Source organism: Pseudomonas sp. NPDC089996 (assembly GCF_044748405.1).
Taxonomy (GTDB): domain Bacteria; phylum Pseudomonadota; class Gammaproteobacteria; order Pseudomonadales; family Pseudomonadaceae; genus Aquipseudomonas.
The window spans coordinates 112,701-139,258 of sequence record NZ_JBIVGA010000002.1 but is presented as its reverse complement, the minus strand read 5'-3'; the positions used below and the strand labels follow the sequence as shown (position 1 = coordinate 139,258).

The 26,558-nt window shown below is 60.8% G+C and carries 18 protein-coding genes; 16 read left to right on the top strand and 2 right to left on the bottom strand.

Annotated elements, in window-relative coordinates:
• Window positions 1–43 precede the first annotated feature (43 nt).
• From ACIPW4_RS03570 to ACIPW4_RS03530, 9 genes are all read left to right on the top strand, one after another.
• Window positions 44–256 carry a CbtB domain-containing protein gene (locus ACIPW4_RS03570; RefSeq protein WP_179052638.1) on the top strand — a complete coding sequence of 71 codons (213 nt, stop codon included), beginning with the start codon at window positions 44–46 and terminating at the stop codon, window positions 254–256.
• 13 nt (window positions 257–269) lie between these two features.
• Complete coding sequence (locus tag ACIPW4_RS03565) at window positions 270–1,034, top strand: CbtA family protein (protein ID WP_400654837.1); 765 nt, start codon at window positions 270–272, stop codon at window positions 1,032–1,034.
• Window positions 1,035–1,369: 335 nt separating this feature from the next.
• Window positions 1,370–2,065, top strand: coding sequence for a GntR family transcriptional regulator (locus ACIPW4_RS03560; RefSeq protein ID WP_400654836.1), 696 nt, complete (start codon window positions 1,370–1,372; stop codon window positions 2,063–2,065).
• A gap of 11 nt (window positions 2,066–2,076) precedes the next feature.
• Complete coding sequence (prpB, locus tag ACIPW4_RS03555) at window positions 2,077–2,964, top strand: methylisocitrate lyase (protein WP_400654834.1); 888 nt, start codon at window positions 2,077–2,079, stop codon at window positions 2,962–2,964.
• A gap of 43 nt (window positions 2,965–3,007) precedes the next feature.
• On the top strand, window positions 3,008–4,135 hold the full coding sequence (gene prpC, locus ACIPW4_RS03550) for a 2-methylcitrate synthase (protein WP_400654832.1): 1,128 nt from the start codon (window positions 3,008–3,010) through the stop codon (window positions 4,133–4,135).
• Window positions 4,136–4,190: 55 nt separating this feature from the next.
• Window positions 4,191–6,779 carry a Fe/S-dependent 2-methylisocitrate dehydratase AcnD gene (gene acnD, locus ACIPW4_RS03545; RefSeq protein WP_400654830.1) on the top strand — a complete coding sequence of 863 codons (2,589 nt, stop codon included), beginning with the start codon at window positions 4,191–4,193 and terminating at the stop codon, window positions 6,777–6,779.
• 18 nt (window positions 6,780–6,797) lie between these two features.
• The gene (gene prpF, locus ACIPW4_RS03540; RefSeq protein WP_400654829.1) at window positions 6,798–7,985 is read left to right on the top strand and encodes a 2-methylaconitate cis-trans isomerase PrpF; all 1,188 of its coding nucleotides are present in this window, start codon (window positions 6,798–6,800) and stop codon (window positions 7,983–7,985) included.
• 79 nt (window positions 7,986–8,064) lie between these two features.
• Window positions 8,065–10,665 carry a bifunctional aconitate hydratase 2/2-methylisocitrate dehydratase gene (gene acnB / locus ACIPW4_RS03535; protein WP_400654827.1) on the top strand — a complete coding sequence of 867 codons (2,601 nt, stop codon included), beginning with the start codon at window positions 8,065–8,067 and terminating at the stop codon, window positions 10,663–10,665.
• Between the two features lie 77 nt (window positions 10,666–10,742).
• Window positions 10,743–11,636, top strand: coding sequence for an alpha/beta fold hydrolase (locus ACIPW4_RS03530; protein WP_400654826.1), 894 nt, complete (start codon window positions 10,743–10,745; stop codon window positions 11,634–11,636).
• A gap of 542 nt (window positions 11,637–12,178) precedes the next feature.
• On the opposite strand, the gene ACIPW4_RS03525 is transcribed toward ACIPW4_RS03530, so the two are convergent.
• Window positions 12,179–13,093 (bottom strand): LysR family transcriptional regulator, encoded by a 915-nt coding sequence (locus ACIPW4_RS03525; RefSeq protein WP_400654824.1) that lies wholly within the window; start codon window positions 13,091–13,093, stop codon window positions 12,179–12,181.
• 206 nt (window positions 13,094–13,299) lie between these two features.
• Between ACIPW4_RS03525 and ACIPW4_RS03520 the strand changes: the two genes are divergently transcribed.
• The 6 genes from ACIPW4_RS03520 (at window position 13,300) to pgm (ending at window position 23,196) form a co-directional block, all read left to right on the top strand.
• Window positions 13,300–14,322, top strand: coding sequence for a zinc-dependent alcohol dehydrogenase family protein (locus ACIPW4_RS03520; RefSeq protein ID WP_400654822.1), 1,023 nt, complete (start codon window positions 13,300–13,302; stop codon window positions 14,320–14,322).
• Between the two features lie 461 nt (window positions 14,323–14,783).
• Window positions 14,784–16,166: a hypothetical protein gene (locus tag ACIPW4_RS03515; protein WP_400654821.1), complete on the top strand. Its 1,383-nt coding sequence runs from the start codon at window positions 14,784–14,786 to the stop codon at window positions 16,164–16,166.
• On the top strand, window positions 16,166–17,479 hold the full coding sequence (locus tag ACIPW4_RS03510; RefSeq protein ID WP_400654819.1) for an aminotransferase class I/II-fold pyridoxal phosphate-dependent enzyme: 1,314 nt from the start codon (window positions 16,166–16,168) through the stop codon (window positions 17,477–17,479). Before ACIPW4_RS03515 ends, ACIPW4_RS03510 begins: the two co-directional genes overlap by 1 nt.
• Before the next feature lie 85 nt (window positions 17,480–17,564).
• Window positions 17,565–19,214: a VRR-NUC domain-containing protein gene (locus ACIPW4_RS03505; RefSeq protein ID WP_400654817.1), complete on the top strand. Its 1,650-nt coding sequence runs from the start codon at window positions 17,565–17,567 to the stop codon at window positions 19,212–19,214.
• The gene (locus ACIPW4_RS03500) at window positions 19,211–21,472 is read left to right on the top strand and encodes an ATP-dependent DNA helicase (protein ID WP_400654815.1); all 2,262 of its coding nucleotides are present in this window, start codon (window positions 19,211–19,213) and stop codon (window positions 21,470–21,472) included. The genes ACIPW4_RS03505 and ACIPW4_RS03500 overlap by 4 nt, the downstream gene beginning before the upstream one ends.
• Before the next feature lie 86 nt (window positions 21,473–21,558).
• Window positions 21,559–23,196: a phosphoglucomutase (alpha-D-glucose-1,6-bisphosphate-dependent) gene (gene pgm / locus ACIPW4_RS03495; protein ID WP_400654813.1), complete on the top strand. Its 1,638-nt coding sequence runs from the start codon at window positions 21,559–21,561 to the stop codon at window positions 23,194–23,196.
• A 44-nt stretch (window positions 23,197–23,240) separates the two neighbouring features.
• Here pgm and ACIPW4_RS03490 read toward each other — a convergent pair whose 3' ends face one another.
• On the bottom strand, window positions 23,241–23,939 hold the full coding sequence (locus ACIPW4_RS03490; protein ID WP_400654811.1) for a pirin family protein: 699 nt from the start codon (window positions 23,937–23,939) through the stop codon (window positions 23,241–23,243).
• A gap of 186 nt (window positions 23,940–24,125) precedes the next feature.
• Between ACIPW4_RS03490 and ACIPW4_RS03485 the strand changes: the two genes are divergently transcribed.
• Window positions 24,126–26,558, top strand: coding sequence for a UvrD-helicase domain-containing protein (locus tag ACIPW4_RS03485; protein WP_400654810.1), 2,433 nt, complete (start codon window positions 24,126–24,128; stop codon window positions 26,556–26,558).

The window sequence follows — 26,558 nt, the reverse complement described above, 5'->3', positions numbered from 1 at the left end:
TCTGGACAGCGTACCCATCCCACATGCTTAGCTGGAGGCTGCCATGACCGTGAGTGCCATTTCCAATAACGAAATCTCTGTTCCTGCAATTCCTCTGCGTGACGTCATGCCATGGGCGATCTTTGCCGGTTTGATCCTGCTTCTCGCCTTGTATTTCGTTGGCGCTGAGCAGGGCGCCGTGTCGATGTTCGCCGGCACGGACATCCATGAGTTCGTGCACGATGGCCGGCATTCGCTTGGCTTCCCTTGCCACTAGGAGGGGTTAAGCAATGACTGGTCGTCTGCTCTATCGCGGAATGTTGGCGGGCCTGCTCGCTGGCCTTCTCGGATTCGGTTTCGCCATGGTTGTCGGTGAACCCCTTATTGACCGTGCCATCGCTCTTGAAGAAGCAGCTCCACACTCGCATGGTGTTGAGCATACTCATGAACATGCTGCGCCTGCTGATGAAGGGGTTAGCCGAGAGGTTCAGAAAACGCTAGGGCTCTTTGTTGCTATCGTGACCTACAGCATCGCTATGGGTGGAATTTTTGCCCTGGCCTACGCGTTCTGCATGGGGCGATTAGGCAAAGCAAATCCCAAGATGCTTCCGGTGCTGCTTGCTTTGTCAGCCTTTGTGATCATCTACCTGGTGCCAGCTCTCAAGTATCCCCCCAATCCACCCGCTATCGGAAATCCAGAGACATTCCAGGAGCGCACGGAGCTGTTCTTCATGATGATCCTCGTTTCAGTGGTTGCTGCTCTGATTGCCGTGAACGTCACTCGGAGGCTTTCTGGGTCGATGAGGCATGGTCGCTCGATTGCGGCAGGGGTGCTCAGTTACGCAATCATCATGGCGGCAGTTGGCGGTTCTTTCCCATCGTTCAGTGAAGTACCTGATCATTTCCCTGCTGATCTGCTATGGGATTTCAGGCTTGCGTCCATGGGTGTCCAGGCGCTGATGTGGGGGGGAATTGCGGTGGCATTCTCGCTCCTGTCCGACAGGTTGCTCGATGCTGTTCTGAATTCCAAGCCAGCCAACCCCAAACGAGCATAAACCTCGCTTCAAACCAAACTGCCGGCTAATGCCGGCAGTTTGCATTTATGGGCTTGAATGGTGTTTTGTCGACAATTACAGGGATCACTGAAGTTTTGTTGCTTCACTCCGTGCACAATACATCTGCATATGGCGCAGCCGCAGCTCGGCCTGTTTGTCATAAATACATGAAAATAAAGGATTTAATAGAGAATTCCTCATCGTTAAGTGGTGCGTTGTTGCCCTGTGGTGAAATCTAGGTGATGTTCGCATCTTTCAATGTGTCAACAATCTGGTAGTGTAGATCTCAATAAGGCGCGGCCAATTGGGGTCAGCCGGTGGCAGGTGTCGACACTATGGAACGAGCATTCAGTGCTTCTTCTGGCGGCGAACCAGAGACGATGTCCGAGCAGGTCTTCAGGCTGATTCAGTCAGCCATCGTCAAAGGTGACATCGCACCCGGCAGCAAGATTTCTGAGCCTGAGCTGGCGCGGGTCTACGGAGTAAGCCGGGGGCCATTGCGCGAGGCAATTCACAGACTGGAAGGCCAGCGGCTTTTGCTTCGTGTGCCCCATGTGGGTGCCAGGGTTGTGTCGCTGACACTTGAAGAGTTGGTTGAGCTCTATCAGATCAGAGAAGCCCTGGAGGGCCTGGCCTGTCGTCATGCCGCTGAGCGCATGAGCCAGTCAGAGGTTGATCAGCTTCGGTATGTGTTGGATGCCCATGAGAAGGATGCCGCCTTTCAAGCAGGTACTGGGTATTACCAGCAGGAAGGGGATGATGACTTTCATTACAAGATCATCCAGGGCAGCAAAAACCAGACTCTTACTCGCATGCTCTGCAATGAGCTTTACCAGCTCTTCCGGATGTACCGCATCCAGTTTTCAGCGACACCAAGTCGCCCGCATCACGCCTTCGCGGAGCACCACCGAATCCTAGACGCAATCTCCGATCGGGATGGTGAGTTAGCCGATCTTCTGATGCGCCGTCACATCGGTGCTTCGCGCCGCAACATCGAATTCCAGTTACTGAACACCGCTCAACAAAAATAATGGAGGTAGGTATGACTGCAATTTCTGCTGGTAAGCGTTTCCGTGAGGCCGTTGCTCAAGAACATCCACTGCAGATCGTAGGCGCTATCAACGCCAATCACGCGCTGCTGGCCAAGCGTGCGGGCTTCCGAGCCATTTACCTTTCCGGTGGTGGCGTGGCCGCAGGGTCGCTCGGTATCCCTGATCTGGGTATCAGCAGCCTGGATGATGTACTCACTGATGTAAGGCGCATCACCGACGTTTGCGACGTACCACTGTTGGTAGACGTAGACACTGGCTTCGGTTCTTCAGCCTTCAACATCGCTCGCACCGTCAAATCGATGATCAAGTTCGGCGCCGGCGCAATCCATATCGAAGACCAGGTTGGTGCCAAGCGCTGCGGTCATCGGCCCAACAAGGAAATTGTCAGCCAGCGCGAAATGATCGACCGGATCAAAGCGGCTGCAGATGCCCGCACGGACGATAGTTTCGTGATCATGGCTCGCACTGACGCACTTGCAGTCGAGGGCCTTGAGTCGGCTCTGGACAGGGCTGCGGCCTGTGTCGAAGCCGGTGCTGACATGGTGTTCCCAGAGGCCATCACCGAACTCTCCATGTACAAGCAATTTGCCGACCGCGTGGGGGCGCCCATCCTGGCCAACATCACCGAGTTCGGTTCGACTCCGCTATTCACGACCGATGAGTTGGCGTCCGTCGATGTGTCGATGGTGCTGTACCCGCTCTCGGCCTTCCGAGCTATGAACAAAGCGGCAGAAAACGTTTACCAATCCCTCCGCCAAAACGGCACTCAGAAGCACGTCGTGGACACCATGCAGACCCGTATGGAGCTGTACGCATCCATCGGTTATCACGACTTCGAGCAGAAGCTCGACGAACTCTTTGCACGTAGCCGGGCTTAACGGCCTGTTCCCAGACATCACGTTCAAGAACTGGAGTACGAAAATGGCCGAAGCAAAAAATTTGGGCGGAGCGGGTCTGCGCGGGCAGGTCGCTGGTCAAACTGCGCTGTCCACCGTTGGCCAGACTGGAGCTGGTCTGACCTATCGCGGGTATGACGTTCGCGAGCTGGCGCGAGGAGCGGTGTTTGAAGAAGTTGCTTACTTGCTGCTCTACGGTGAGCTCCCCACTCAGCTTCAACTGGATCAGTACCGCACCAAGCTGAAGGGGCTGCGGGAGCTGCCGCAAGCATTGAAGGAAGTGCTTGAGCGGATCCCGGCCAATGCTCATCCGATGGATGTTATGCGTACTGGCGCCTCGTTCCTGGGCAACCTTGAGCCAGAATTGAGCTTTGATCAGCAGCATGATGTTACCGATCGCCTGCTCGCCACCTTCCCGGCAATCATGTGCTACTGGTACCGATTTGCACATCAAGGTGTGCGGATCAACACCGTGAGTGAACAGCCCGGCGTAGCAGGGCATTTCCTCGAACTGCTGCATGGCAAAGCGCCGAGCGACCTGCACCGCCAGGTCATGGATGTCTCGCTGATCCTTTACGCTGAGCACGAGTTCAACGCTTCGACCTTCACTGGTCGGGTGTGCGCTTCCACGCTGCCGGACATGTATTCCTGCATCACCGGTGCGATCGGTTCCTTGCGCGGCCCGCTGCACGGCGGGGCGAACGAGGCTGCCATGGCGATGATCGAGAAGTTCTCGAGTGCAGACGAGGCTACTCGCGGCACCTTGGACATGCTTGAGCGCAAAGAGAAGATCATGGGCTTCGGCCATGCCATCTACCGCGACTCCGATCCTCGCAATGAGATCATCAAGGAATGGTCGAAGCGGCTGGCGGAAGAGAGCAGGGACACCGTGATTTTCCCTGTCTCTGAGGCCATTGACCGCGTCATGTGGGAGCAGAAGAAATTGTTCCCGAATGCGGACTTCTACCATGCATCCGCCTACCGCTTCATGGGTATTCCAACCGAGCTGTTCACTCCGATCTTCGTGTGCTCCCGCCTGACTGGTTGGGCTGCGCATGTCTTCGAGCAGCGTGCCAACAACCGAATCATTCGTCCTAGCGCCGAGTACACCGGGCACGCTGAGCGTCCGTTCGTAGCAATCAATCAACGCTGACTATATCCGCGAGCCGCTTCACGGCGGCTTGCCACTGCAATCCGTGAGCCCGCCTATGAACAACAATTATCGGAAGCAATTGCCAGGTACTCGCCTCGACTACTTCGATGCCCGTGAGGCTGTTGAGGCCATCGAACCGGGAGCATGGGCTGGCCTGCCTTACACCTCCCGTATCCATGCCGAGAACCTTGTGCGCCGCTGTGATCCGTCCACGCTGACGTCATCGCTGGAGCAGCTCATCTACCGCAAGCGCGACCTGGATTTTCCTTGGTTCCCGGCTCGTGTCGTATGCCACGACATCTTGGGCCAAACAGCATTGGTAGACCTCGCAGGCCTGCGCGATGCGATCGCTGCTCGCGGCGGCGATCCTTCCAAGGTCAACCCTGTGGTGCCGACTCAACTGATCGTTGACCACTCGCTTGCCGTTGAGTGTGGTGGCTACGATCCGGACGCATTCGTCAAGAATCGCGCGATCGAAGACCGCCGAAACGAAGACCGCTTCCACTTCATCGAGTGGACGAAGAAGTCCTTCAAGAACGTCGATGTGATTCCGCCTGGCAACGGGATCATGCACCAGATCAACCTGGAGAAGATGTCGCCAGTTATCCAGGTAAAAGAGGGCGTGGCGTTCCCGGACACGCTCGTCGGCACTGATAGCCACACCCCGCATGTCGATGCTCTCGGGGTCATCGCCGTGGGTGTCGGTGGCCTCGAGGCTGAGAACGTGATGCTGGGCCGCGCCTCTTGGATGCGACTACCCAATATCGTTGGGGTCGAGCTCCAGGGCCGGCACAACCCAGGGATCACTGCGACTGACATCGTCCTTGCGCTCACCGAGTTCTTGCGTAAGGAGAAGGTGGTCGGTGCCTACCTTGAGTTCTACGGTGAAGGTGCAAGATCGCTGACCATTGGTGACCGCGCCACCATCTCGAACATGGCTCCGGAATACGGGGCGACTGCGGCGATGTTCTCCATCGATGAGCAAACCCTGTCCTACCTGCGTCTGACGGGGCGGGAGGATGACCAGGTGCGTTTGGTGGAGACCTACGCCAAGGCCGCAGGAATTTGGGCTGATGATCTTGCTGACGCTGAATACGAGCGTGTCCTGACCTTCGATCTGTCGAAGGTAGGTCGCAATATGGCCGGCCCGTCGAATCCGCATGCACGTGTGGCTACTGCCGATCTGAAGAGCAAAGGCATTGCTGGCGACTGGACTGAAACCCCCGGCCAGCTTCCAGATGGGGCCGTCATTATCGCCGCCATCACGAGCTGCACGAACACGAGTAACCCCCGCAACGTCATTGCAGCTGGCCTGCTTGCACGTAACGCCAACCGCCTGGGGCTGACTAGGAAGCCGTGGGTCAAATCATCGCTGGCACCTGGTTCCAAGACCGTAGCGCTGTACCTCGAAGAGGCAGGCCTGTCTTCGGAACTGGAGGAGTTGGGCTTCGGGATTGTTGCCTTCGCATGCACTACCTGCAATGGCATGTCCGGAGCTCTCGATCCCGTCATCCAGCAGGAAATCATTGATCGTGACCTGTACGCTACAGCAGTCCTCTCGGGTAACCGCAACTTCGATGGTCGGATCCATCCGTATGCCAAGCAGGCTTTCCTTGCCTCGCCTCCATTGGTTGTGGCCTACGCCATAGCAGGCACTATCCGCTTCGACATCGAGAATGATGTCCTGGGCGTGGTAGACGGGCGCGAAATCAGGCTGAAGGACATCTGGCCGGACGACTCTGAAGTCGACGCTGTGGTGGCGGCAGCGGTGAAGCCAGATCAGTTCCGCAAGGTCTACATTCCGATGTTCGCCATTGAGGATGATCGTGGGCCGACAGTGGCCCCGCTTTACGAATGGCGCCCGCAAAGTACCTACATTCGTCGTCCACCCTACTGGGAGGGGGCTTTGGCCGGCGAACGCACTCTTCGAGGCATGCGTCCCCTGGCGGTGTTGCCAGACAACATCACGACAGACCACCTCTCTCCGTCGAACGCCATCATGGCGAACAGCGCAGCAGGCGAGTACCTGGCCAAGATGGGCCTGCCGGAAGAGGACTTCAACTCTTACGCCACCCACCGTGGCGATCACCTCACAGCTCAGCGCGCTACGTTTGCCAACCCCAAGCTGATCAACGAAATGGCTGTGGTCGATGGCCAGGTCAAGCAGGGCTCGTTGGCTCGTGTCGAGCCGGAAGGAAAGGTCATGCGCATGTGGGAAGCGATTGAGACTTACATGGATCGCAAGCAGCCACTGATCATCGTTGCCGGTGCTGACTACGGTCAGGGCTCCTCCCGCGACTGGGCGGCCAAGGGCGTGAGGTTGGCTGGAGTGGAAGCAATTGTCGCGGAAGGCTTCGAGCGGATCCACCGCACCAACCTCATCGGCATGGGTGTGCTGCCGCTCGAGTTCCTTCCAGGCACCACCCGCAAAACCCTCGGCATCGACGGCACCGAGCTCTATGACGTTGTTGGCGAGAGGACGCCCCGGGCCACACTGACATTGGTGGTTCGCCGTCGCAATGGCGAGTGCCTCGAGGTACCCGTGACGTGCCGTCTGGATACCGCCGAAGAAGTGTCGATCTACGAGGCAGGCGGTGTGCTGCAGCGGTTCGCTGATGACTTCCTTGAAGCCGCTTCAGCGTAGTAATTGGAGTAAGCAATCATGAGTTTTCAAGCACAGTTGCGAATCCCGGCTACCTATATGCGTGGGGGTACCAGCAAGGGCGTGTTCTTCTCCTTGGATGATTTGCCCCCTGAAGCCCAGCAGCCAGGGCGTGAACGAGACGCCCTTCTGATGCGTGTCATCGGTAGCCCAGATCCTTACGGTAAGCAGATCGATGGCATGGGCGGTGCCACGTCGAGTACGAGCAAGACGGTGATCGTGAGCCCGAGCCGTCGGCCTGGTCACGACATTGATTACCTGTTTGGGCAGGTCTCAATCGATCGTCCTTTTGTGGACTGGTCTGGGAACTGCGGAAACCTGTCCGCAGCGGTGGGTGCATTCGCCATTGCCAAAGGCCTTATGCCGTTCGAGCGCCTGCCTGAAAATGGAATGGCAACTGTCCGGATTTGGCAGGCGAATATCGGCAAAACCATCATCGCCGAGATACCGATCAGGAACGGCGAAGTGCAAGAGTTGGGGGACTTTGAGCTGGATGGGGTGACGTTCCCTGCCGCAGAAATTTCGCTCGCATTTCTAGACCCTGCTGCTGGAGAGGAGGGCGAGGGCGGAGCAATGTTCCCAACAGGAAAGGTTGTTGATGATCTCGATGTTCCGGGGATCGGTGTCATACAGGCCACCATGATCGACGCGGGAATTCCGACGATTTTCGTAGATGCAGAGAGCATTGGTTTCAAAGGCACTGAGCTGCAGGACGACATCAACGGGGATGCCGAGATACTCAAGCGATTTGAGTCCATTCGGGCCCATGGCGCTTTGCGGATGGGGTTGATTACGTCGCTCGATCAAGCCGTTGCCCGGCAGCATACGCCGAAAGTGGCCTTTGTCAGCAAACCGCAAGCCTATACATCGAGCAGTGGAAAGTCTGTAACTCCCGGTGATGTGGATCTGCTGGTTCGCGCTCTGTCCATGGGCAAGTTGCACCACGCCATGATGGGAACTGCTGCAGTTGCTATCGGCACGGCTGCTGCGGTGCCTGGAACGCTCGTCAATACCGCAGCCGGGGGCGGGCAGAGGGAATCGGTTTGCTTCGGTCATCCCTCGGGAACGCTTCGCGTCGGGGCGAGCGTTGAGCATGTAGACGGGGAGTGGAGAGTCACTCGCGCGGTGATGAGCCGTAGCGCAAGAGTCCTCATGGAGGGCGTCGTCTGCGTCCCTAAGACTTGGTAATGCCCGAAATGAGCGTCCCGGCGAGTGTGCTTGCCGGTAGACGTTCGATGCCTTGCGACCCAAATCAGGAATCACAACCGTGTTAGAACAATACCTGAACCATGTGCGTGAACGAGCTGTTGATGGTCTGCCGCCCCTTGCCTTGACCCCGGAGCAAACGTCGGGCTTGGTGGAGTTGCTGAAGTCTCCACCTGCAGGCCAAGAGCAACAGCTCTTGGATCTGATCACCCATCGGGTGCCGCCAGGAGTCGATGAGGCAGCCTACGTTAAAGCGGGCTTCCTCTCTGCTATCGCTAAGGGGAGTGCGCACTCGCCACTCATCGAGCCAAAGCGAGCCGTTGAGCTCTTGGGCACGATGCAAGGGGGTTACAACATCGAAACGCTCGTCGAGCTGCTGGATGATGATGAGCTCGCAGAGGCCGCTGCCGCACAGCTGAAGCACACCTTGCTCATGTTTGACGCATTTCATGACGTCGCTGATCGAGCAAAGTCAGGCCATCCATACGCAATGGATGTGCTCCGATCCTGGGCAGAGGGCGAGTGGTTCACCAAGCGCCAACCCATCGCTGAGAAGTACACGCTTACGGTATTCAAGGTGCCCGGTGAAACCAACACCGATGACCTGTCACCGGCCCCAGATGCTTGGTCGCGACCTGATATCCCGTTGCATGCTCGCGCGATGCTCAAGATGAGCCGAGATGGGATCGAGCCCGAAGTGCCAGGCGAGGTTGGCCCGCTCCAGCAAATTGAGAGCATTCGAGCCAAAGGCTACCCGGTTGCTTGTGTGGGGGATGTGGTAGGTACGGGATCGTCCCGAAAGTCGGCCACAAACTCGGTGCTATGGTTCTTTGGCGATGACATCCCCTACGTGCCGAACAAGCGGGCAGGCGGCTTCTGCTTCGGCAACAAAATCGCGCCAATCTTCTACAACACCATGGAAGACGCCGGGGCGCTGCCGATTGAGTTCGACGTCTCGGGCCTCAACATGGGCGACGTCATCGACGTGTACCCGCTGGCGGGTAAAGTCTGTCCACAAGGCTCCGATGATGTGCTGGCAACGTTCAGGCTTAAGACACCCGTCTTGCTGGATGAGGTTCGTGCAGGTGGCCGCATTCCGCTGATTATCGGTCGTGGTTTGACTGAGAAGGCGCGCGCCGAGCTTGGCCTGGAACCATCGACTCTGTTCCACAAGCCGGAGCAACCGGTTGATACCGGGAAGGGCTTCTCGCTCGCTCAGAAAATGGTGGGACGCGCTTGCGGTGTTGCAGGCATCCGTCCAGGTACTTACTGCGAGCCCAAGATGACGACGGTCGGGTCGCAGGATACGACTGGCCCTATGACACGTGACGAGCTGAAAGATCTGGCCTGCCTGGGCTTCTCAGCAGACTTGGTAATGCAGTCCTTCTGCCATACCGCTGCGTATCCCAAGCCTGTGGATGTGGTGACTCATCACATGCTTCCAGATTTCATGAAGAACCGAGGCGGCGTCTCGCTTCAGCCTGGTGACGGGATCATCCACAGCTGGTTGAACCGGATGCTCCTGCCCGACACTGTGGGCACGGGCGGTGACTCGCATACCCGCTTCCCCCTGGGCATTTCGTTCCCGGCAGGCTCCGGCCTCGTAGCCTTTGCGGCGGCTACCGGTGTGATGCCTCTCGACATGCCGGAGTCCGTTCTGGTGCGCTTCTCTGGCAAGCTTCAACCTGGGATTACCCTGCGTGACCTCGTCCATGCCATTCCTTACTACGCAATTAAGGAAGGCCTGCTGACTGTCGAGAAGAAGGGTAAGAAAAACGTTTTCTCCGGACGCATCTTGGAGATCGAAGGCCTCGATCACCTGACCGTCGAGCAAGCATTCGAGCTCTCGGACGCCTCCGCCGAGCGCTCTGCTGCCGGCTGCACGATTAAGCTCCCTGAGAAAGCGATTGCTGAGTACCTGAACTCGAACATCACGCTGCTGCGCTGGATGATCACCGAGGGTTACGGTGATGCCCGTTCACTGGAGCGCCGTGCCAAGGCGATGGAGGAGTGGCTGCGTGCACCTTCTCTCATGACAGCTGACGCCGACGCTGAATACGCCGCTGTCCTCGAGATCAATCTGAACGAGATTCGTGAGCCCATCCTTTGTGCTCCGAACGACCCTGACGATGCGAGGCTTTTGTCTGACGTCTTCGGTGACAAGATCGACGAGGTGTTCATCGGCTCGTGCATGACTAACATTGGTCACTTCCGGGCGGCCGGCAGGCTTCTGGATAGGGTTGTGGGTTCGATTCCGACACGGCTTTGGCTGTCGCCGCCGACTAAAATGGATCAGCATCAATTGATGCAGGAAGGATTCTATGGCGTCTTCAAACGGGTTGGGGCGCGTACTGAGATTCCAGGCTGCTCGCTTTGTATGGGCAATCAGGCTCGAGTGGCATCGAATTCCACCGTGGTGTCGACCTCGACGCGTAACTTCCCTAACCGCTTGGGCGACGGTGCAAACGTCTACCTGGCATCTGCTGAGCTGGCGTCCGTCGCTGCGATCCTTGGCAAGCTGCCAAGCCTGGACGAGTACATGCATTACGCTGAAGTGATCGAGAAAATGTCCGGTGACATCTACAAGTACCTCAGCTTCGACCAGATCGCGAGCTTCAAAATGGCTGCAGAAAAGGCCCGAATTTCGGCAATCTCTATGTAACCTGTGATGTGAACGAGTGCTCCACGATCTAAGTGGGGTACTCGCTCACAGCTCTTCGCCTTGCAAAGAGGCCACGCATGTTCGAATACAAGTCAGTCAAAACTGCGATTCTCGAAGTGGCCTACCTGGAGTGGAATCCTAACGGCACCAAGACCGCTGTGCTGATCCATGGGTGGCCTGATAGTCCCGCATCCTGGAAAAGCGTGGCCCCAGTGCTTGCTGACGCTGGCTATCGAGTGTTGGCGCCGGCGCTTCGAGGTTACTACCCCACCAGATTTCTTAAGCCAGAAACGCCGCGCAGCGGCCAGCTTTCTGCGTTAGGCCAGGACCTTCTCGATTTTCTCGACGCAATGAATATCAAGCGAGCAGCACTGATCGGTCATGATTGGGGCGCGCGTGCGGCAGCCAACGCATGTGGTCTGCGGGAGGGAATGGCAACTCATCTAGTGATGCTATCCGTTGGGTACGCTACTAATGGCCCCACGCAAACCCTGTCACTTAATCAGGCCCAGAACTTTTGGTATCAGTGGTACCTGGCAACGAAGCCTGGAGAACAAGCGCTTCGGGACGATCGCGTGGCCTTCGCCAAGCACATGTGGGATACCTGGTCACCCCCTGGATGGTACGACGATAGCGAGTTCCACGAGGCTGCTGAAGCTTTTCAGGGAGATGACTGGCATTTGATCGTAATGCATTCCTACCGGCATAGATGGGCCATGGCTGAAACCGATCCTGCTTATGCTGAGGCTGAAGCCGCCCTAAGCTCGCCCATTATTTTGTCTCTTCCGGCACTCATACTACATGGGGAGGCAGATAGGTGTACTCACCCCACTACCTCCGAAGGCAAGGAGAAGTTCTTCATCGGTAGGTATGAAAGATTTGTCTTGGCTGGAGTGGGGCACTTCCCACAACGTGAATCTCCGTTGTTGGTTGCGGAAAAGTTGCGTGAGTTCCTAGCTTGTAAAGAATAGCAGTCTAGAGAATGGTGCAACATCAAAAGGCCGCCTTAACAGGCGGCGAAATACCAAAATGCAGAATATATAGCGTAGATGAGTCGATGTAAGAGCAAGATTTTGTGGCTATAAGTAAGGGGAAGTGGTCCTGGTGTGGTGTTTCGCAAGTAACACTCGTATTTTGGTCTAGGCTTTTCAGCATTCGAAATGCCCTGGGGCAACGATATGAAAACCGGCCGTCCTGCTACCCCGATTGAGCTCAGCGACGAAGTACCATCGAACTGCTTCGTCGCTCCCGACAGCGTAAAGGCCCTGCTGAATCCCGCATTCGGGCCGAAATCATCTTGGCGTGCGCAGGTGGAGAGTCAGGTGCCTCGATCGCCCGCAGGCTCGGCATCTGTGTGCACACAGATGGACCTTAGACTGGGGGTATCATTTTCAAACCATCCAAAGCATACCCTCAGATTTGCCCCCAATGTAGCAAGCCACTGGAAGTGAGTGGAGCTCCAAGGTCTGTGGAAAGGCAGAAGCAATCAGATAAACAGCCTATCCAACGACACCTAAAGACTATCAGGGTCGCCAAAGAACATCTGTATCCGCGACCGCAACCACCGCTCAGCCGGGTCATTGTCCTGTGCGCCGCGCCAGGCCATGTGCAGCTCGAACGTACGCACCTCCATCGGCAGGTCTTCAGCGCGCAGCCCACCGGCTGCGGTCAAGGCATCGGCGGTGTAGTCCGGCACCGTGGCAACGATATCGGTGCCCGCCAGCAGACTCCCCAGACCGTTGAACTGCGGCACGGCCAGCACTACATGGCGCTTGCGGCCGATTTCTTCCAGTGCCTCGTCGATGAAGCCCGACAGGTCGCCGGCAAACGACACCAGCGCATGCGGCCGCTCGCAGAAGTCGTCGAGGGTGATGCTGCCTGGCACGCTGTCGGCGCGCAGCAGCTTGGGCTTGCTGCGCCTTAGCACCTTGCGCTTGGCATTGGCCGGCAGCTCGCTGGTGTAGCTGACGCCAACGGAAATTTCGCCCGAGGCCAGCAGGTTCGGCATCAGCAGGTAGTTGACCCGGCGCACCACCAGGACAATGCCTGGTGCTTCGGCGCGGATACGCTTGAGCAGCTGCGGCAGCAGTGCGAACTCGGCGTCGTCCGACAAGCCGATGCGGAATACCGCGTTGCTGGTCGCCGGGTCGAACTCGGCAGCGCGGCTGACTGCAGTGGAGATCGAATCCAGGGCCGGCGACAGCAGGGCGAAGATTTCATGAGCGCGTGCCGACGGCTCCATGCTGCGGCCGGTACGCACGAACAGCGGGTCGTCGAACAGGTTGCGCAGGCGCGACAAGGCCGCGCTGATCGCCGGCTGGCCGAGGAACAGCTTCTCGGCCGCACGGGTCACGCTACGCTCATGCATGAGGGTTTCGAACACGATCAGCAGGTTGAGGTCTACGCGACGCAGGTCGTTTCGATTCATCGGTGCGCTTCGCCTAAAGTGGGGCAGGGGTGAATCTTAAGGCCAAAGGCTGTTACCCTGCACCGATTTCCGGGGGCCAATGCACAGGAAAGTCAGGTGCCCAATCGATGACAGGCATGTCGACTATTAATAGCCACTGATGGTCTAACGGTAAAAGCCCGGATAAAGTCCGTGGTAATACGAGATTCACACAGGCGAGGTATGCGATGTCCCGCATGATCCGTTTCCACAAGTTCGGCGCTGCCGATGTGCTCCGTTGCGAGGAGCAGGCCGAACCGTCACCTGCCGTCGGCGAGGTGCAGATCCGCGTCGAAGCGATCGGCGTGAGCTGGTATGACGTGCTCTGGCGCCAGAACCTGGCACCCTCCCAAGCGCGTCTGCCTGCAGGGATCGGCCACGAGATGGCCGGTGTGGTGACGGCGGTTGGCGAAGGCGTCGACGACATCGTGGTGGGCGACCGGGTCGCCAGCTTCCCGGCCACCAGTGCCAACGAGCACCCGGTGTATGGCGATGTCATCGTCCTGCCGCGCACCGCAATCACCCGTTATCCGGAAATCCTCACGCCTGTCGAGGCCAGCGTGCATTACACGCCGCTGCTGATCGCTTACTTCGCCTACGTTGATCTGGCGCGCGCCAAGGCCGGGCAGACCGCACTGGTCACCGATGCCAGCCATTGTGCCGGGCCGGCCTTCGTGCAACTGGGCAAGGCGCTCGGCCTCAAGGTCTTCGCCGCCACAAAGGAGCCTGAGCAGCGTGAATACCTGCTGGGTCTGGGCGCCGACAAGGTGATCGTCACCGAAGAGCAGGACCTGCTGATGCAGGTGGGCAAGTACACCGACGGCCGCGGCGTCGACATGGTCCTCGATGGCATGGGCGGGCCGCAGATGTCGCTGCTCGGTGATGTGCTGGCGCCACGTGGCAGCCTGGTACTGTATGGCCTGCAGGGCGGTAACCAGACACCGTTCCCGGCCTGTGCGGCGTTCCAGAAGAACATCCAGTTCTACGTGCACTGTATCGGCAACTTCACGGGCAAGCCGGAACTGGGCATCAGCCAGGATCAGGTGGCATTGCAGCGGGCCTTGCGCGATATCAACCAGTTCACTGCCGACCAGTTGCTGACGCCGCAGATCATCAAGGTCTATCCGTTCGCCGAAGTGGTCGAGGCTCATCGCTACATGGACGAATGCCCCTGTGGTGGGCGAGTTGTACTGGATATGGCGCCGCGCTGACGGCATGTTTGGCAACGCAAAAAACCGGGCTGATGCCCGGTTTTCTGTATTTCGACTGTCTATATTTCATGCGCTCGAAGCGGTGAGCTTTGTAAGTTGATGTTGCTGGGTAATCGTTATCAATTCCTTAGTGGCCTTTTCTGGTCTATGCCCTGAGATTCGCCGATTTCTGAATGGTTTTTCCATCGGTATCTGTATCTTTAAATCCCTAATCAAGACTCGATAATGGAGTATTGATCGTTGGCGCAAGGAGCGTGCAGTGGAACAAGGCAGGTATGGCGGTGCGCGGTTGAAGGTGGTCGGGAGTAATCGAGCGGGCTCATATTTTTCAATGGTGTGGCGACAGCGTTTTGCAACTTATAAGTTTCCTGGCTGATTGTAGGAAATTTCTTCAAATTAAATCGCGGCGCCCAGGCCCTGATGGCGCGCTTTTGTGTTGAATGAAGTTGTGAGGTAACGCCGTGAGTATTGTTCACGATCAGGCGATGCACTTTATATATCAGCAGGTGCTGGAGCGTCTGTTGAATCATATGTCCAAGGAACAGCGCGTTTCGTTACAGCTGTTGATCCAGCGTTTACTGGTGACCGCTGGCGGGCCTGAATACATCGGTACGTTCAGGTTACTGGTGGTTCAGGGGGGAGACCGACGTAGCGCCCGGCTGTTGGCCATCCTGCGTGCTGCCCAGCTCAGCATCGCCTTGCGCGCACCGGTCACTTTCAAATTGCGGGTACTGGTGACCTGCCTGCCAGCATCCAGCAGCGCGATGCTGGAGCAGCATGACCGTATCTTCAATACCTTGTTCATGCATGACGATCCGCGGGTGCAACTGCAGATGGTCGAACAGGCCGCCGTGGTGCCTTTCTGCCGGCAGGCTGACGCTGCAGCCCAGCACCTGCCGTTGTCACGTGAAGCCTTGCTGTTGTTCGGCCATCTCGTCGATGCGCGCCCTGAAGCCCTGCTGGGCAGTCGGACGCATCTGGAGCTGGCCGACGCCATTCGTCTGGCACTGGTCGCCTACCCGGGCACTGATGCGCTGGTAACCGCCATGCCTGCCAGGCAGCGACGGCGCTTTGCAGCCTGGGCCCGGCGCAGCTTGCGCCTGGCAGGGGTAGCCAGGCCAGACTCGCTGCATCAATGCGTGTACAGCCTGGCCCGCTGGCTGGCCCCGTTGCATGCCGTCGCAGGTGCACCGGGTGAGGGGATCGGCACGCCGGACCTGATGCAGGAACGGGCTTTGCCGCTGCGGGTGCTGATGATCGACGATCTGCTTGCCCAGTTGCTCGGTGAAAGCGAACTGGACCGTGTGCTGGGCTGTGGCCTCGAACCGGTGCGCGAAAGCCCACCATTGTCGGTATTTGTCGACCCTCAGGCGTTGGCGCAGCTGCACGACATAGGCGGGCGCTGCAAGGCGCCTGGCGCGCCCAGGCAGGCATTGCGCCTGGTCAATCAGGATGTGCCAGGCAAGCCCCAGGCACCTCAGCAGCCGCGTTTCGCCAAGGCCTACGGGCTTGAAAACACCCAGCTCGCCTGCCTGTTGTACCGGCCGTTTGCCAACCAGGGAGCGGGGCTGGAGCGGTTTCTGCAATGTCGTCACGCCGACATGCTGGTCGCCTTGCCTTACCTGCATCGGGCCTTGCAAGGCAAACCTTGCCCCGATGCCGTCAAGGACTGGATCGTGAACACCAGTGGCCTGCCACTGGCGCAACTGCGCATGGTCTACAAGGGGCGTTTGGGGCCGGGTGTGCGCAAACTGCTGGCCAACCTCGCGCGCCGGGATGTGCAATTGCGGTTACTGGGCCGCCAGGTTGCGGTGGGCACTGCGACGCGCAAGGCTTCATCCTGATGGGACGCGAGTTCGCCTATCAGGCGGTCTACCGCTATCTGGTGGCCTTGATCGACGAAGCCGAGCGGGGCGGGCAGCCTCGCTTGCCGTCGCTGAGGGCGTTGTCCAGGCGCTTGCACGTCTCATTGGCCACGGTGCAGGCGGCCTACAGCTTGCTCGAGCACGAAGGGCGTGTGCAGTCGGTGCCCAAGTCCGGCTATTTTGCCCAGACGGGTGTGCAGGCTGGCCGGGACGATGTGGCCCCCGTGCTGCCCGTGCAGCCGCTGCTGGAGCGCGCGCTGTTCGCCCACGAGCGGCGCCTGGGGCGGCTGCGTGCGCGGCCCGTGCGGATACTGGGCGGGCCACGCTTGCGTGATGCCCTGGCAGAGCGCTACACCCGGTCTTCCCGCCTGTACTGGCGATCCGAGGATGTGCATCTGGGCCCTGATGTGCAGGCTTTGCTGGAAACGCTACTGCAGGCCCTGGCTCTGCGGGGCAGTACCGTGCTGGTCGCCTCACCGTGTTGCTGGCGTATCTTGCGCGCCTTGCAACGTTGCAACATGCGGGTCCTGGAGGTACCGCTGGATGCCTGCGGCAGTCCGGATATCGGCAGCCTGTCCAGGTTGCTGGGCTGCGAGCCGGTGCGCATGGTGATCATGCCTTCCTGTCTGAGTACCCCGGTCGGCCGCCTGGTCCCCCAGCGCGATCAGCAGCGGATCGCCGACTTGCTGGCCATGCACCCGGTCTGGTTGCTGGAGAACGATCTGGACAGCGAGCTGTGTTTCTCCCTGCCACCGAGTTCCCGCCTGCGTGACTGGGTGGACCCGCGCTGGCTGCTGGTGCTGGGTTCGCTGGAGGCGACAGTGGGGGGCGAGGCACCTTATGCCTACCTGCTGGGGCGCCATGCGGCCCTGGCAGAAACGTTCGCCCAGCGCGCCTTCCAGCTTGCCCCGATGCGGCAACAGGCGCTGGCGCAGATGATCATTTCAGGTGAGATCGATGAGCACCTGGCTCAGGCGCGGTTGGCATTGCAGGGGCGTATGGAGCAGCTGTGCCAGCACCTGCGCGCCGTGTTGGGCGGGCAGGTGGACTTCGACATGCCTGAGGGCGGGTATGCCTTGTGGGTGCGCCTGTCGCCGGCGATGGTGAGCGCTCAAGCCGTAGCGGCGACGGCGGAATCGGCCCTGCAGGTGTTGGCCGGTGAGCAGTTCAGCGCGCACGGGCGTTATCGGCAGTACCTGGCACTGACCTGGCTGGGTGAGCAGCCCAAGGCACTGAACGAGGCACTGGAGAGCCTGGCACGGGGGTTGGCGTTTGACGCCATTCGTCGGTAGGCCGGCGCAATGACCCATGGTACTTGCCTGCCTGTGTGGTCTGTATGTATAAACAGTGCTTACTCTTGCTGCCTGACCCCGTCTTGTGATCGCTCACTCCGTCGATGACCCGTTGTACTACCTGCACAATTTCCGCCAGGTGCTGCGGTGGGTCGAGTCACGTTATGCCGACCTGCTCGATGAGCAGGAACTGGCCTTCCTGCATGCCTTTGCCCAACTGGCGCAACCGGCCCAGGCGCTGATGGTGCGCATGGTGATGCGCAAGGGAGAGCTGTTTCGTTGCGACCGCCTGGACTATGCCGAAATCGGTGACAGTGCGGCTGCCTTGCAGCCGCTGTTGATGCTGGGCTGGGTTCGCGAGCCTGAGGCCCTTAGCCTCGAACAACTGTTCGCGCTGCTGCGCAAGGACGAGCTCGCCCTTGGCTTCGCCGGGCAACTGACCCGGCCGCGGGCGGCCAAGGGTGACCTTTTTGAACAACTGCGGCCGCTATCGTTGGGCCCCCGGCCTTTGAAGCAGTGGTTTGCCCGGGCCCCGGTGAATATCGTGCAGTGGTGCCTGCAACCGCTGTGCGATCGCATGCGCCTGCTGTTCTTCGGCAACCTCTACCAGGACTGGTCGGACTTCGTGCTGGCCGATATGGGCCTGCTGCGATTCGAACAGGTCCCCTTCAGCCCCGACTCACGTGCCCTGCAGCGGCGTAGCGAAGTCGACCAGGCCATGGCGTTGCACCAATGTGCCGAGCGTCTGGAACTGGGCGAGGAGCCGGCATCGGTCCTGGCAACACTGGCCAGCCTGACGATCGACAACCCCTGGCTGGCCCGGCGCCATGGCCGGCTGCTGTTCGCTGTGGGCCAGCAGTGCGAGCGCCGCGCAGACTGGGACCAGGCCCTGTCGGTGTATGCGCGTAGCAGTCATGCGCAAGCACGGGTCCGTCAGGTGCGTGTGTTAGAACGCAGCGAGCGCTGGGAGCAGGCCCACGCATTGGCCAGGCAGATGGCTGCCGCGCCGGCCAACGCGTTGGAAGTGCAAGCACTGGAGCGCATGTTGCCAAGGCTGGCCCGCAAGCTCGGCGGCCCTGCACAGCCACGACGGCGCGCTGCACCGTTGCAGCTGATCGAGCTGGAGCTGCCGCGCGAGCAGGCTGCGCTGGGTGTCGAGGAAGCGGTGCGCCAGTATCTGGAGCAAACGGGTGGGCAGGCCCACTACGTGGAGAACACGCTGTTCAACAGCCTGTTCGGCCTGTTGTGCTGGGAGGCGATCTTCGCTCCGGTGCCTGGGGCTTTTTTCAACCCTTTCCAGGCGGCGCCCCAGGACCTGCATGACAGCGATTTCCAGCAACGGCGCGAGGCACAATTGGCTGTCTGTCTGGGCCGTCTGGACGATGATTCCCATCGCCAGGCCATCCTCGACTGCTACGTGGCCAAGCAAGGCCTGCAATCGCCGTTCGTATTCTGGCCCATGCTCAGCGAAGCGTTGCTCGAGCAGGCGCTGGCGTGCCTGCCTGCCGCGCACCTGAAACACTGTTTCCTGCGCCTGTTGCAGGATATCCGCAACAACCGCGCCGGCATGCCGGACCTGATCCAGTTCTGGCCGGAGCAGCAGCGCTATCGGATGGTCGAGGTCAAGGGCCCCGGTGACCGCTTGCAGGACAATCAACTGCGCTGGTTGGCGTTCTGCGCCGAGCACGGCTTGCCCGTGGCGGTCTGCCATGTGCGCTGGAGCGAGCCCGCGTGAGCTATCGCGTGGCGGTGCGGGCGTTGTGCGAGTTCAGCGCCAAGGTCGGTGACCTGGATCTGCGCTTTACCCCGTCACCCACGGCGCAGGAGGGTATCGAAGGGCATCGCCGGGTGGTCGCCCTGCGCGCCGCAGGCTATGAGGCGGAAGTCGCCCTCGAGGGCGATTACCAAGGCTTGCAGGTACGCGGGCGCGCCGATGGTTACGACCCGGTCGCCAATCGCCTGGAGGAGATCAAGACCTACCGCGGCGACCTGGCGCGGCAGCCGGCCAATCACCGCCAGCTGCACTGGGCACAGGCCAAGGTCTATGCCTGGCTGCTGTGCCAGGCGCGGCAGTTGCCCGCCATCGAGGTGGCGTTGGTTTACCTGGATGTCGACAACGACAGCCAGACGCTGATCAGCGAGCACTACCGTGCCGATGCCTTGCAGTGCTTCTTCGAAACCCAGTGCCAACGGTTTCTTGCCTGGGCCCAGGCTCAGCAACAGCGTCTTGCCGAGCGCGACCGGGGCCTGCAGGCCCTCGGCTTTCCTTACCCGCAGTTCCGCCAGGGCCAGCGGCAGCTGGCCGAAACCTTGTACAAGGCCGTGAGTACGGGGCGCTGCCTGATGGCCCAGGCCAGCACCGGTATCGGCAAGACCCTCGGCACCTTGTTTCCACTGCTCAAGGCCATGGTGCCGCAGCAGATGGACAAGGTGTTTTTCCTCACGGCCAAGACTCCCGGCCGGGCGCTGGCGCTGGACGCGCTGGCGCAGATCAGTGCGGGTACGCCGCAACCGGCGTTGCGCACCCTTGAGCTGATTGCCCGGGACAAGGCCTGCGAATACCCGGGCAGCGCCTGCCATGGCGAGTCCTGCCCGTTGGCCCGAGGCTTCTACGACCGCCTGCCCGCTGCGCGCGAAGCAGCGGCAACGCGGCCCATGCTCGACCGCGCGGGCTTGCGCGAGGTGGCGTTGGCGCACCAGGTCTGCCCGTATTACCTCGGCCAGGAAATGGCCCGCTGGGTGGACGTGCTGGTGGCCGATTACAACTACTATTTCGACGCCCACGCCTTGCTGTTCAGCCTGACCCAGCTCAACCAGTGGCGGGTTGCGGTGCTGGTGGACGAGGCGCACAACCTGGTCGAGCGCGGCCGCGGCATGTACAGCGCCAGCCTCGACCAGGGCCAGCTGCTCGCCTTGCGCCAGAGCAAGCCGCAGGGGCTTGGTAGCGCCCTGGACCGGCTGAATCGGCAGTGGAACGCGCTGTACAAGGCGCAGCAGGCTCCGTATCAGGCCAGCGAGCAGTTGCCGGAGGCTTTTCTGCGTGCCTTGCAGCAATGCATCGGGTTGATCCAGGAACGCATGAACGAAAAGCCCGCCGAGGTCGATGCCCCGGTACTTCAGTTTTTCTACCAGGCGCTGCAGTTCAGCCGCGTGGCCGAGCTGTTCGATGAACATTTCCTGTTCGACGTCAGCCTGCGCGCAGGCCCGCGCAAACGGCGCCTGGCCACTCTTTGCCTGCGCAATGTCACCCCGGCCCGGCTGCTTGCCCCGCGCATGCAAGCGGCGCGCAGCGTGACGCTGTTTTCCGCCACCTTGAGCCCACGGCATTTCTATACCGACCTGCTCGGCATGCCGGCCGATACCGCCTGGCTGGAGGTGGCAGCCCCGTTCCGTGCCGAGCAGCTCCAGGTGCGCATCGCCAGCCAGGTCTCGACCCGCTATCGCCAGCGCCAGGCTTCATTGGCACCGATCACCGAGCTGATTGCCGAGCAGTATCAGCGCCAGCCAGGCAACTACCTGGCGTTCTTCAGCAGCTTCGAATACCTCCAGCAGGTAGCCAGCCTGTTCGCCGAACGTCATCCCGGCATCCCTGCATGGGCTCAGGCGCCGGGCATGGACGAAGCCGCGCGCCAGGCTTTTCTGGAGCGTTTCGTGGCAGACGGGCAGGGGGTGGGCTTTGCCGTGCTCGGCGGGGCGTTCGGCGAGGGCGTCGATTTGCCTGGAACGCGCCTGATCGGGGCCTTCGTCGCCACCCTCGGCCTGCCCCAGGTCAACCCGGTGAACGAGCAGTTCAAGCAGCGCCTGGGCCGGCAGTTTGGCGCCGGTTTCGACTACGCCTACCTGTATCCGGGCGTGCGCAAGGTGATCCAGGCCGCCGGGCGGGTCATTCGGGGCGACCAGGACCGCGGTGTGCTGGTGCTGATCGACGAACGCTTCGCTGAACAACGGGTGCAGCAGATGTTCCCCGCGTGGTGGCAGTTGGCCGTTAAATAATCCCTGGTAGCCCCATCGCACGGCATTGCAACTCCCAGTACACTGCGTGTTCAAACACCAACATCCGCTGAACTCGAGGTTTTTGCATGACGCTCAGTCCTTTGGCAGGCAAGCCGGCTCCGGCCAGCGTGCTGGTCGATATCCCCCGCCTGCTCACCGCCTACTACACCGGCCGCCCTGATGCAGCCGTGGCGGCCCAGCGTGTGGCCTTCGGCACCTCGGGGCACCGGGGCAGCTCGTTCGACCTGAGCTTCAACGAGCACCACGTGCTGGCCATCACCCAGGCCATTTGCCTGTACCGCCAGGAAAACGCCATCGACGGCCCGCTGTTCATCGGCGCCGACACCCACGCGCTGTCCGCGCCGGCCGCCGCCAGTGCCCTGGAAGTACTGGCCGCCAACGGCGTGCAGGTGATGCTGTCCAAGGACGACGAATATACCCCGACGCCGGCGGTGTCCCACGCCATCCTCTGCTACAACCGTGGCCGCAGTCAGGGCCTGGCCGATGGCATCGTCATCACCCCGTCGCATAACCCGCCACAGAGCGGTGGCTTCAAGTACAACCCGCCCAACGGCGGGCCGGCCGACAGCGATGTGACCAAGTGGATCGAGGCCAAGGCCAACGAACTGCTGGCCGCGGGCCTTGCCGGAGTAAAGCGCATCGAGCATGCCCAGGCCCTGCAAGCCAACACTACCCAGCGCCATGACTACGTGGCCACTTACGTGGCCGACCTGGAAAACGTCATCGACTTCGACGTCATTCGCAGCGCCAACCTGCGCCTGGGTGTCGATCCGCTGGGCGGGGCAGGGGTGCGCTACTGGTCGGCGATCGCCGAGCGCTACCAGTTGAACCTGGAAGTGGTGAATACCGAAGTCGACCCGACCTTCCGTTTCATGTGCGTGGACTGGGACGGCCAGATTCGCATGGACCCTTCCTCGCCTTACGCCATGCAAGGGCTGATCGGCCTGCGCGAGCGCTTCGACGTGGCGTTTGCCTGCGACCCCGACCACGACCGCCACGGCATTGTCACCGCGGACGGGCTGCTGCAGCCGAACAACTACCTGGCGGTGGCCATCGACTACCTGTATCGCCATCGCCCGCAATGGCGCAGCGATGCCGCGGTGGGCAAGACCGTGGTTTCCAGCGGCATGATCGACCGCGTCACCCAGCGCCTGGGCCGTGAATTGTACGAAGTGCCGGTGGGCTTCAAGTTCTTTGCCCAGGGCCTGTTTGATGGAACGCTCGGCTTCGGCGGTGAGGAAAGTGCCGGTGCGTCGTTCCTGCGCAAGGATGGTACGGTCTGGGCGACTGACAAGGACGGCCTGATTCCCGCGCTGCTGGCTGCCGAGATGACTGCCCGTACCGGGCGCAACCCGAGCCAGGCCTACAACGACCTGACTGCAGCGCTGGGCAAACCGTTCGCCACCCGTGTCGAAGCCAAGGCCGATGCGCGGCAGAAAGCGGCATTGAGCAAGCTGGCACCCGAGCAGGTGAAGTCGACGGAACTGGCGGGTGAGCCGATCGTGCAGATCCTGAGCAAGGCGCCGGGCAATGGCCAGGCGATCGGTGGCTTGAAGGTGATGACGGCCAACGGCTGGTTTGCCGCACGGCCTTCGGGGACCGAAGACATCTACAAGATCTACGCCGAGAGCTTTGTCGACGAGGCGCACCTCAAGCGCCTGGTGGAAGAGGCTCAGGTGCTGGTGGATGCGGCAATCGCCTGATTGAACCCATGGGGCCGCAAAGCGGCCCCACTGGTCCTGACAAGTCAGGCAACATCGACCAGCACGATTTCGCTGTCCTCGATGGCCGTCACGCGCAGTACTTCCTCCTGCTCGATCGCCACCCCATCCCGGCCCTTGGCCCGCAGCCCATTGACCTCTACCAGCCCCTTGGCCGGCACCAGATAACCCCGGCGCCCGGCATCGAAGCGGTATTCGGCGGTTTCACCAGCACGCAAGGTTGCTGCCAGCAAGCGAGCATCGGCGCGGATCTGCAGGCTGTCCTCATCTCCCGAACGGCCACTTGCCAGGGTCACGAAGCCCTCGCCACGCTCACCTTTGGGGAATGGGCGGACACCCCATGACGGTGCATCGCCAACCTTCTCAGGCACGATCCAGATCTGGAAGATGCGCGTGTCCACTTCTTCCCGGTTGTACTCGCTGTGCACGATGCCGCTACCGGCACTCATCACCTGCACATCGCCAGCCTCGGTACGGCCTTTGTTGCCCAGGCTGTCCTGGTGGGTAATGGCCCCTTCACGCACATACGTGATGATTTCCATGTCGCGGTGAGGGTGGGGCGGGAAGCCGCTGCCGGCAGCTATCAGGTCGTCGTTCCAGACCCGCAGGTTGCCCCAGTGCATACGCGCCGGGTCGTAGTATTCGGCGAACGAGAAGTGATGGTGGGCGTCGAGCCAGCCGTGGTTGGCGTGGCCAAGGCCTTCGAAGGGTCGCAGTTGCAGCATGGTCGTGCTCCGTTAATCAGTGGAATGAGGCCATGATGCGTCAAAGATAGATCGAAAATAAGCGTAAATATCGGCTTGATATTATCAGTTAAATGGATTGAAAGTAGCGATGTGGATTATGCGATTCATCGCCTAATCCACTGATCTGAAAGCATTCGCTGGCGATTTTCAGTGGATGCGGCGAACATGACCGCTGATTCGATTTACAACGGAGTGACCGTGGCCCACGAGCAACCCCTGGCCCCCGCCGAACTGACCCCGCCTGCCCAGTTGCCTTGGCTGCGCCGCTTTGTCGCCCGCCTGCTGGGCCGCGGCCTGAGCCGCCTGCAAGCGCAGCACCGCGAGTCCTGGAGCCTTGGCTACGAGGCCGGGCGCCAGGTGCTGGTGATTCGCGACGCACGCCCCGATGCCGCCGCCGTGCCCGGGCAGGACGACAGCCTGTTCGACGATTGGCGTTTGCCGCTGAGCGCCGAACTGAAAAAGCGCTTCAAGGCCGACGTTGCCCGACGCCTGCCCGCAGAGGCCCAGCCCAGTGCGGCGCAATGGAAGCTGATTTTCAGCGACACGCCGTCCACCTGTGTGGTGGCCGGCGCCGGGGCAGGCAAGTCGACCTCGCTGGTACTGCGCATCCTGCTGCTGCGTCAGTACCTGGGTTACGAGCTCGATGCGATGACCGTGGTCACCTTTACCCGCGAGTCGCGCAAGGATTTCATCAAGCGCCTGGTGCAGGTGTTCGCCCTTTGGCAGCTTGACCTGCAGCCGGCCAAGGCGCGCGAGCTGGTGCGCACATTTCATTCACGGATTCTGCCTCTGGTGCGCAGCCTGCCGGGCTTCGGCCAGGTGCGGGCGTTCGAAACGCTGGGTAACGAAATGCCAGCCGGGCGAGAGACCGAAGCCGACAGCAACCCGTTCGACCTGCGCCTGAACGATGCCCAGCGGCAACAGCTGAACCAGTGCTACAGCACCCTGCTGGGCGAGAGTCCACGCTTTGCCGAGCTGGTTGGCCAGTTGCGCAGCGAAGCGTTGCAGCTCAAGCCACTGGACCCCAACAACCCTGAGGTACAGAAGCGCGCACAGGTCACCCAGTTGGCCGCCCAGCGCGATGAAGAACTGTGCGACGTGATCGAGGACCTGTGGTTCGCCGCTGGCGTCTGGCCGATCAAGGGCATCGAGCCTTGCCGCGAAACAGTCGAGATCCGTGGCAGCCGCTTTCATGTGCATGGCCGCCTGGCCGGCCAAGGGCCTTTACTGGTGCTGGGCTTCGACCCGGCGGAAAGCGCCCAGTACCAGCGCCCCGGCGCCAAGCTGGCGGTGCGTGCCGAGTGGGCGGTCAAGCGCACCTTGCTGCAGGCGTTCTGCGACAAGCCCCTGATCTGGCTCGACAACTATGCCATGGCCCGGCGCCTGGCCGCGTCGCTGGCAGGCGATGCCGTGGCCGGGCCCGGTTTCGAATACAAGGTCAAAGGCGAGCTCGCCCCGGCGCCGCTGCTCGATGCCTTCGTCGGCGCCGCCAATTTCATCGAAAATCTTGGCCTTGAAGTGAACCCGGCCGTGGCCGCCATGAGCTTCCCGTCCGGCGATAGCGACGCGCTGTTCTTCGAAGCGTTGGCCCTGTACTGGAAAGCCTTGGAGGCGCACCTGCTGGACCAGTCGCCACCGGTGATGAGCTACAACCGCATGTTCGCCCTGTTCGGCGAGAACAACCCGGAGAACCTGCGGTTGCTTCCCGACCCGCTGTTGCGGCCAATGGCGCACCTGATGATCGACGAATTCCAGGATGTCTCGCCGCAAATCGTCAGCTGGCTGCGCGCCTGCCTTGTGGAAATCCGCCGTCGCGGTCCTGCCTTGCACACCGGGCGCAATGCTCAGCATGCTTCGCTGATGTGCGTGGGCGACGACTGGCAGTCGATCTACGGCTGGCGCGGCAGTTCGCCGAAGTACTTCATGGAATTCACCAAGGCCTTCCCGTCGCCGGCCAATACGCGTGTGATGCTGGTCGACAATTACCGATGCCAGCAGCAGGTGATCGATGCTGCCGAGCACCTGGTGAAAGGCACGCCAGCAATTGCCGGCAAGAAAGCCCGGGCCTGTGGCCCGGCGGCCGCATTGCCGAACTCGCCGGTGAAGGTGTTCGACCGTGACGAGGCGGCCCTGGGTGAAACGCTGATCGAGCATTACCAGAGGGGCGAAACAGTAATGATGCTGTACCGCAAGGGCAGCGACAGGGTGCTGATGAGCGAACACCTGCAAAGCGTCCTGCACGCCGAGGCGGCGCTGCCGGTCGAACAGCGCCGGCTGCGCCAGCTGACCTACCACAGTGCCAAGGGCTTGCAGGCCGACGCGGTGTTCATGCTGGGTGACTGCCAATACCTGACCAGCTCGCCCTACAAGAACCAGGTCTATCGGCAGGCCGGGCTGGGAAAGGCCGGTGATACCCAGCCGTTCGATACCGCCCAGAGAGAGGAAGTGCAGCGCCTGGCCTATGTCGCACTGACCCGCGCCGCGCAGCATTGTTACTGGCATGTGGAAGTAGCCAACGGTGACACGGCAACGGCGCCACGGGCATCAAGCCAGGTGGATGGCCGGCAGATCTTTTTCGAAGACCTGCGCGGCCAGTAG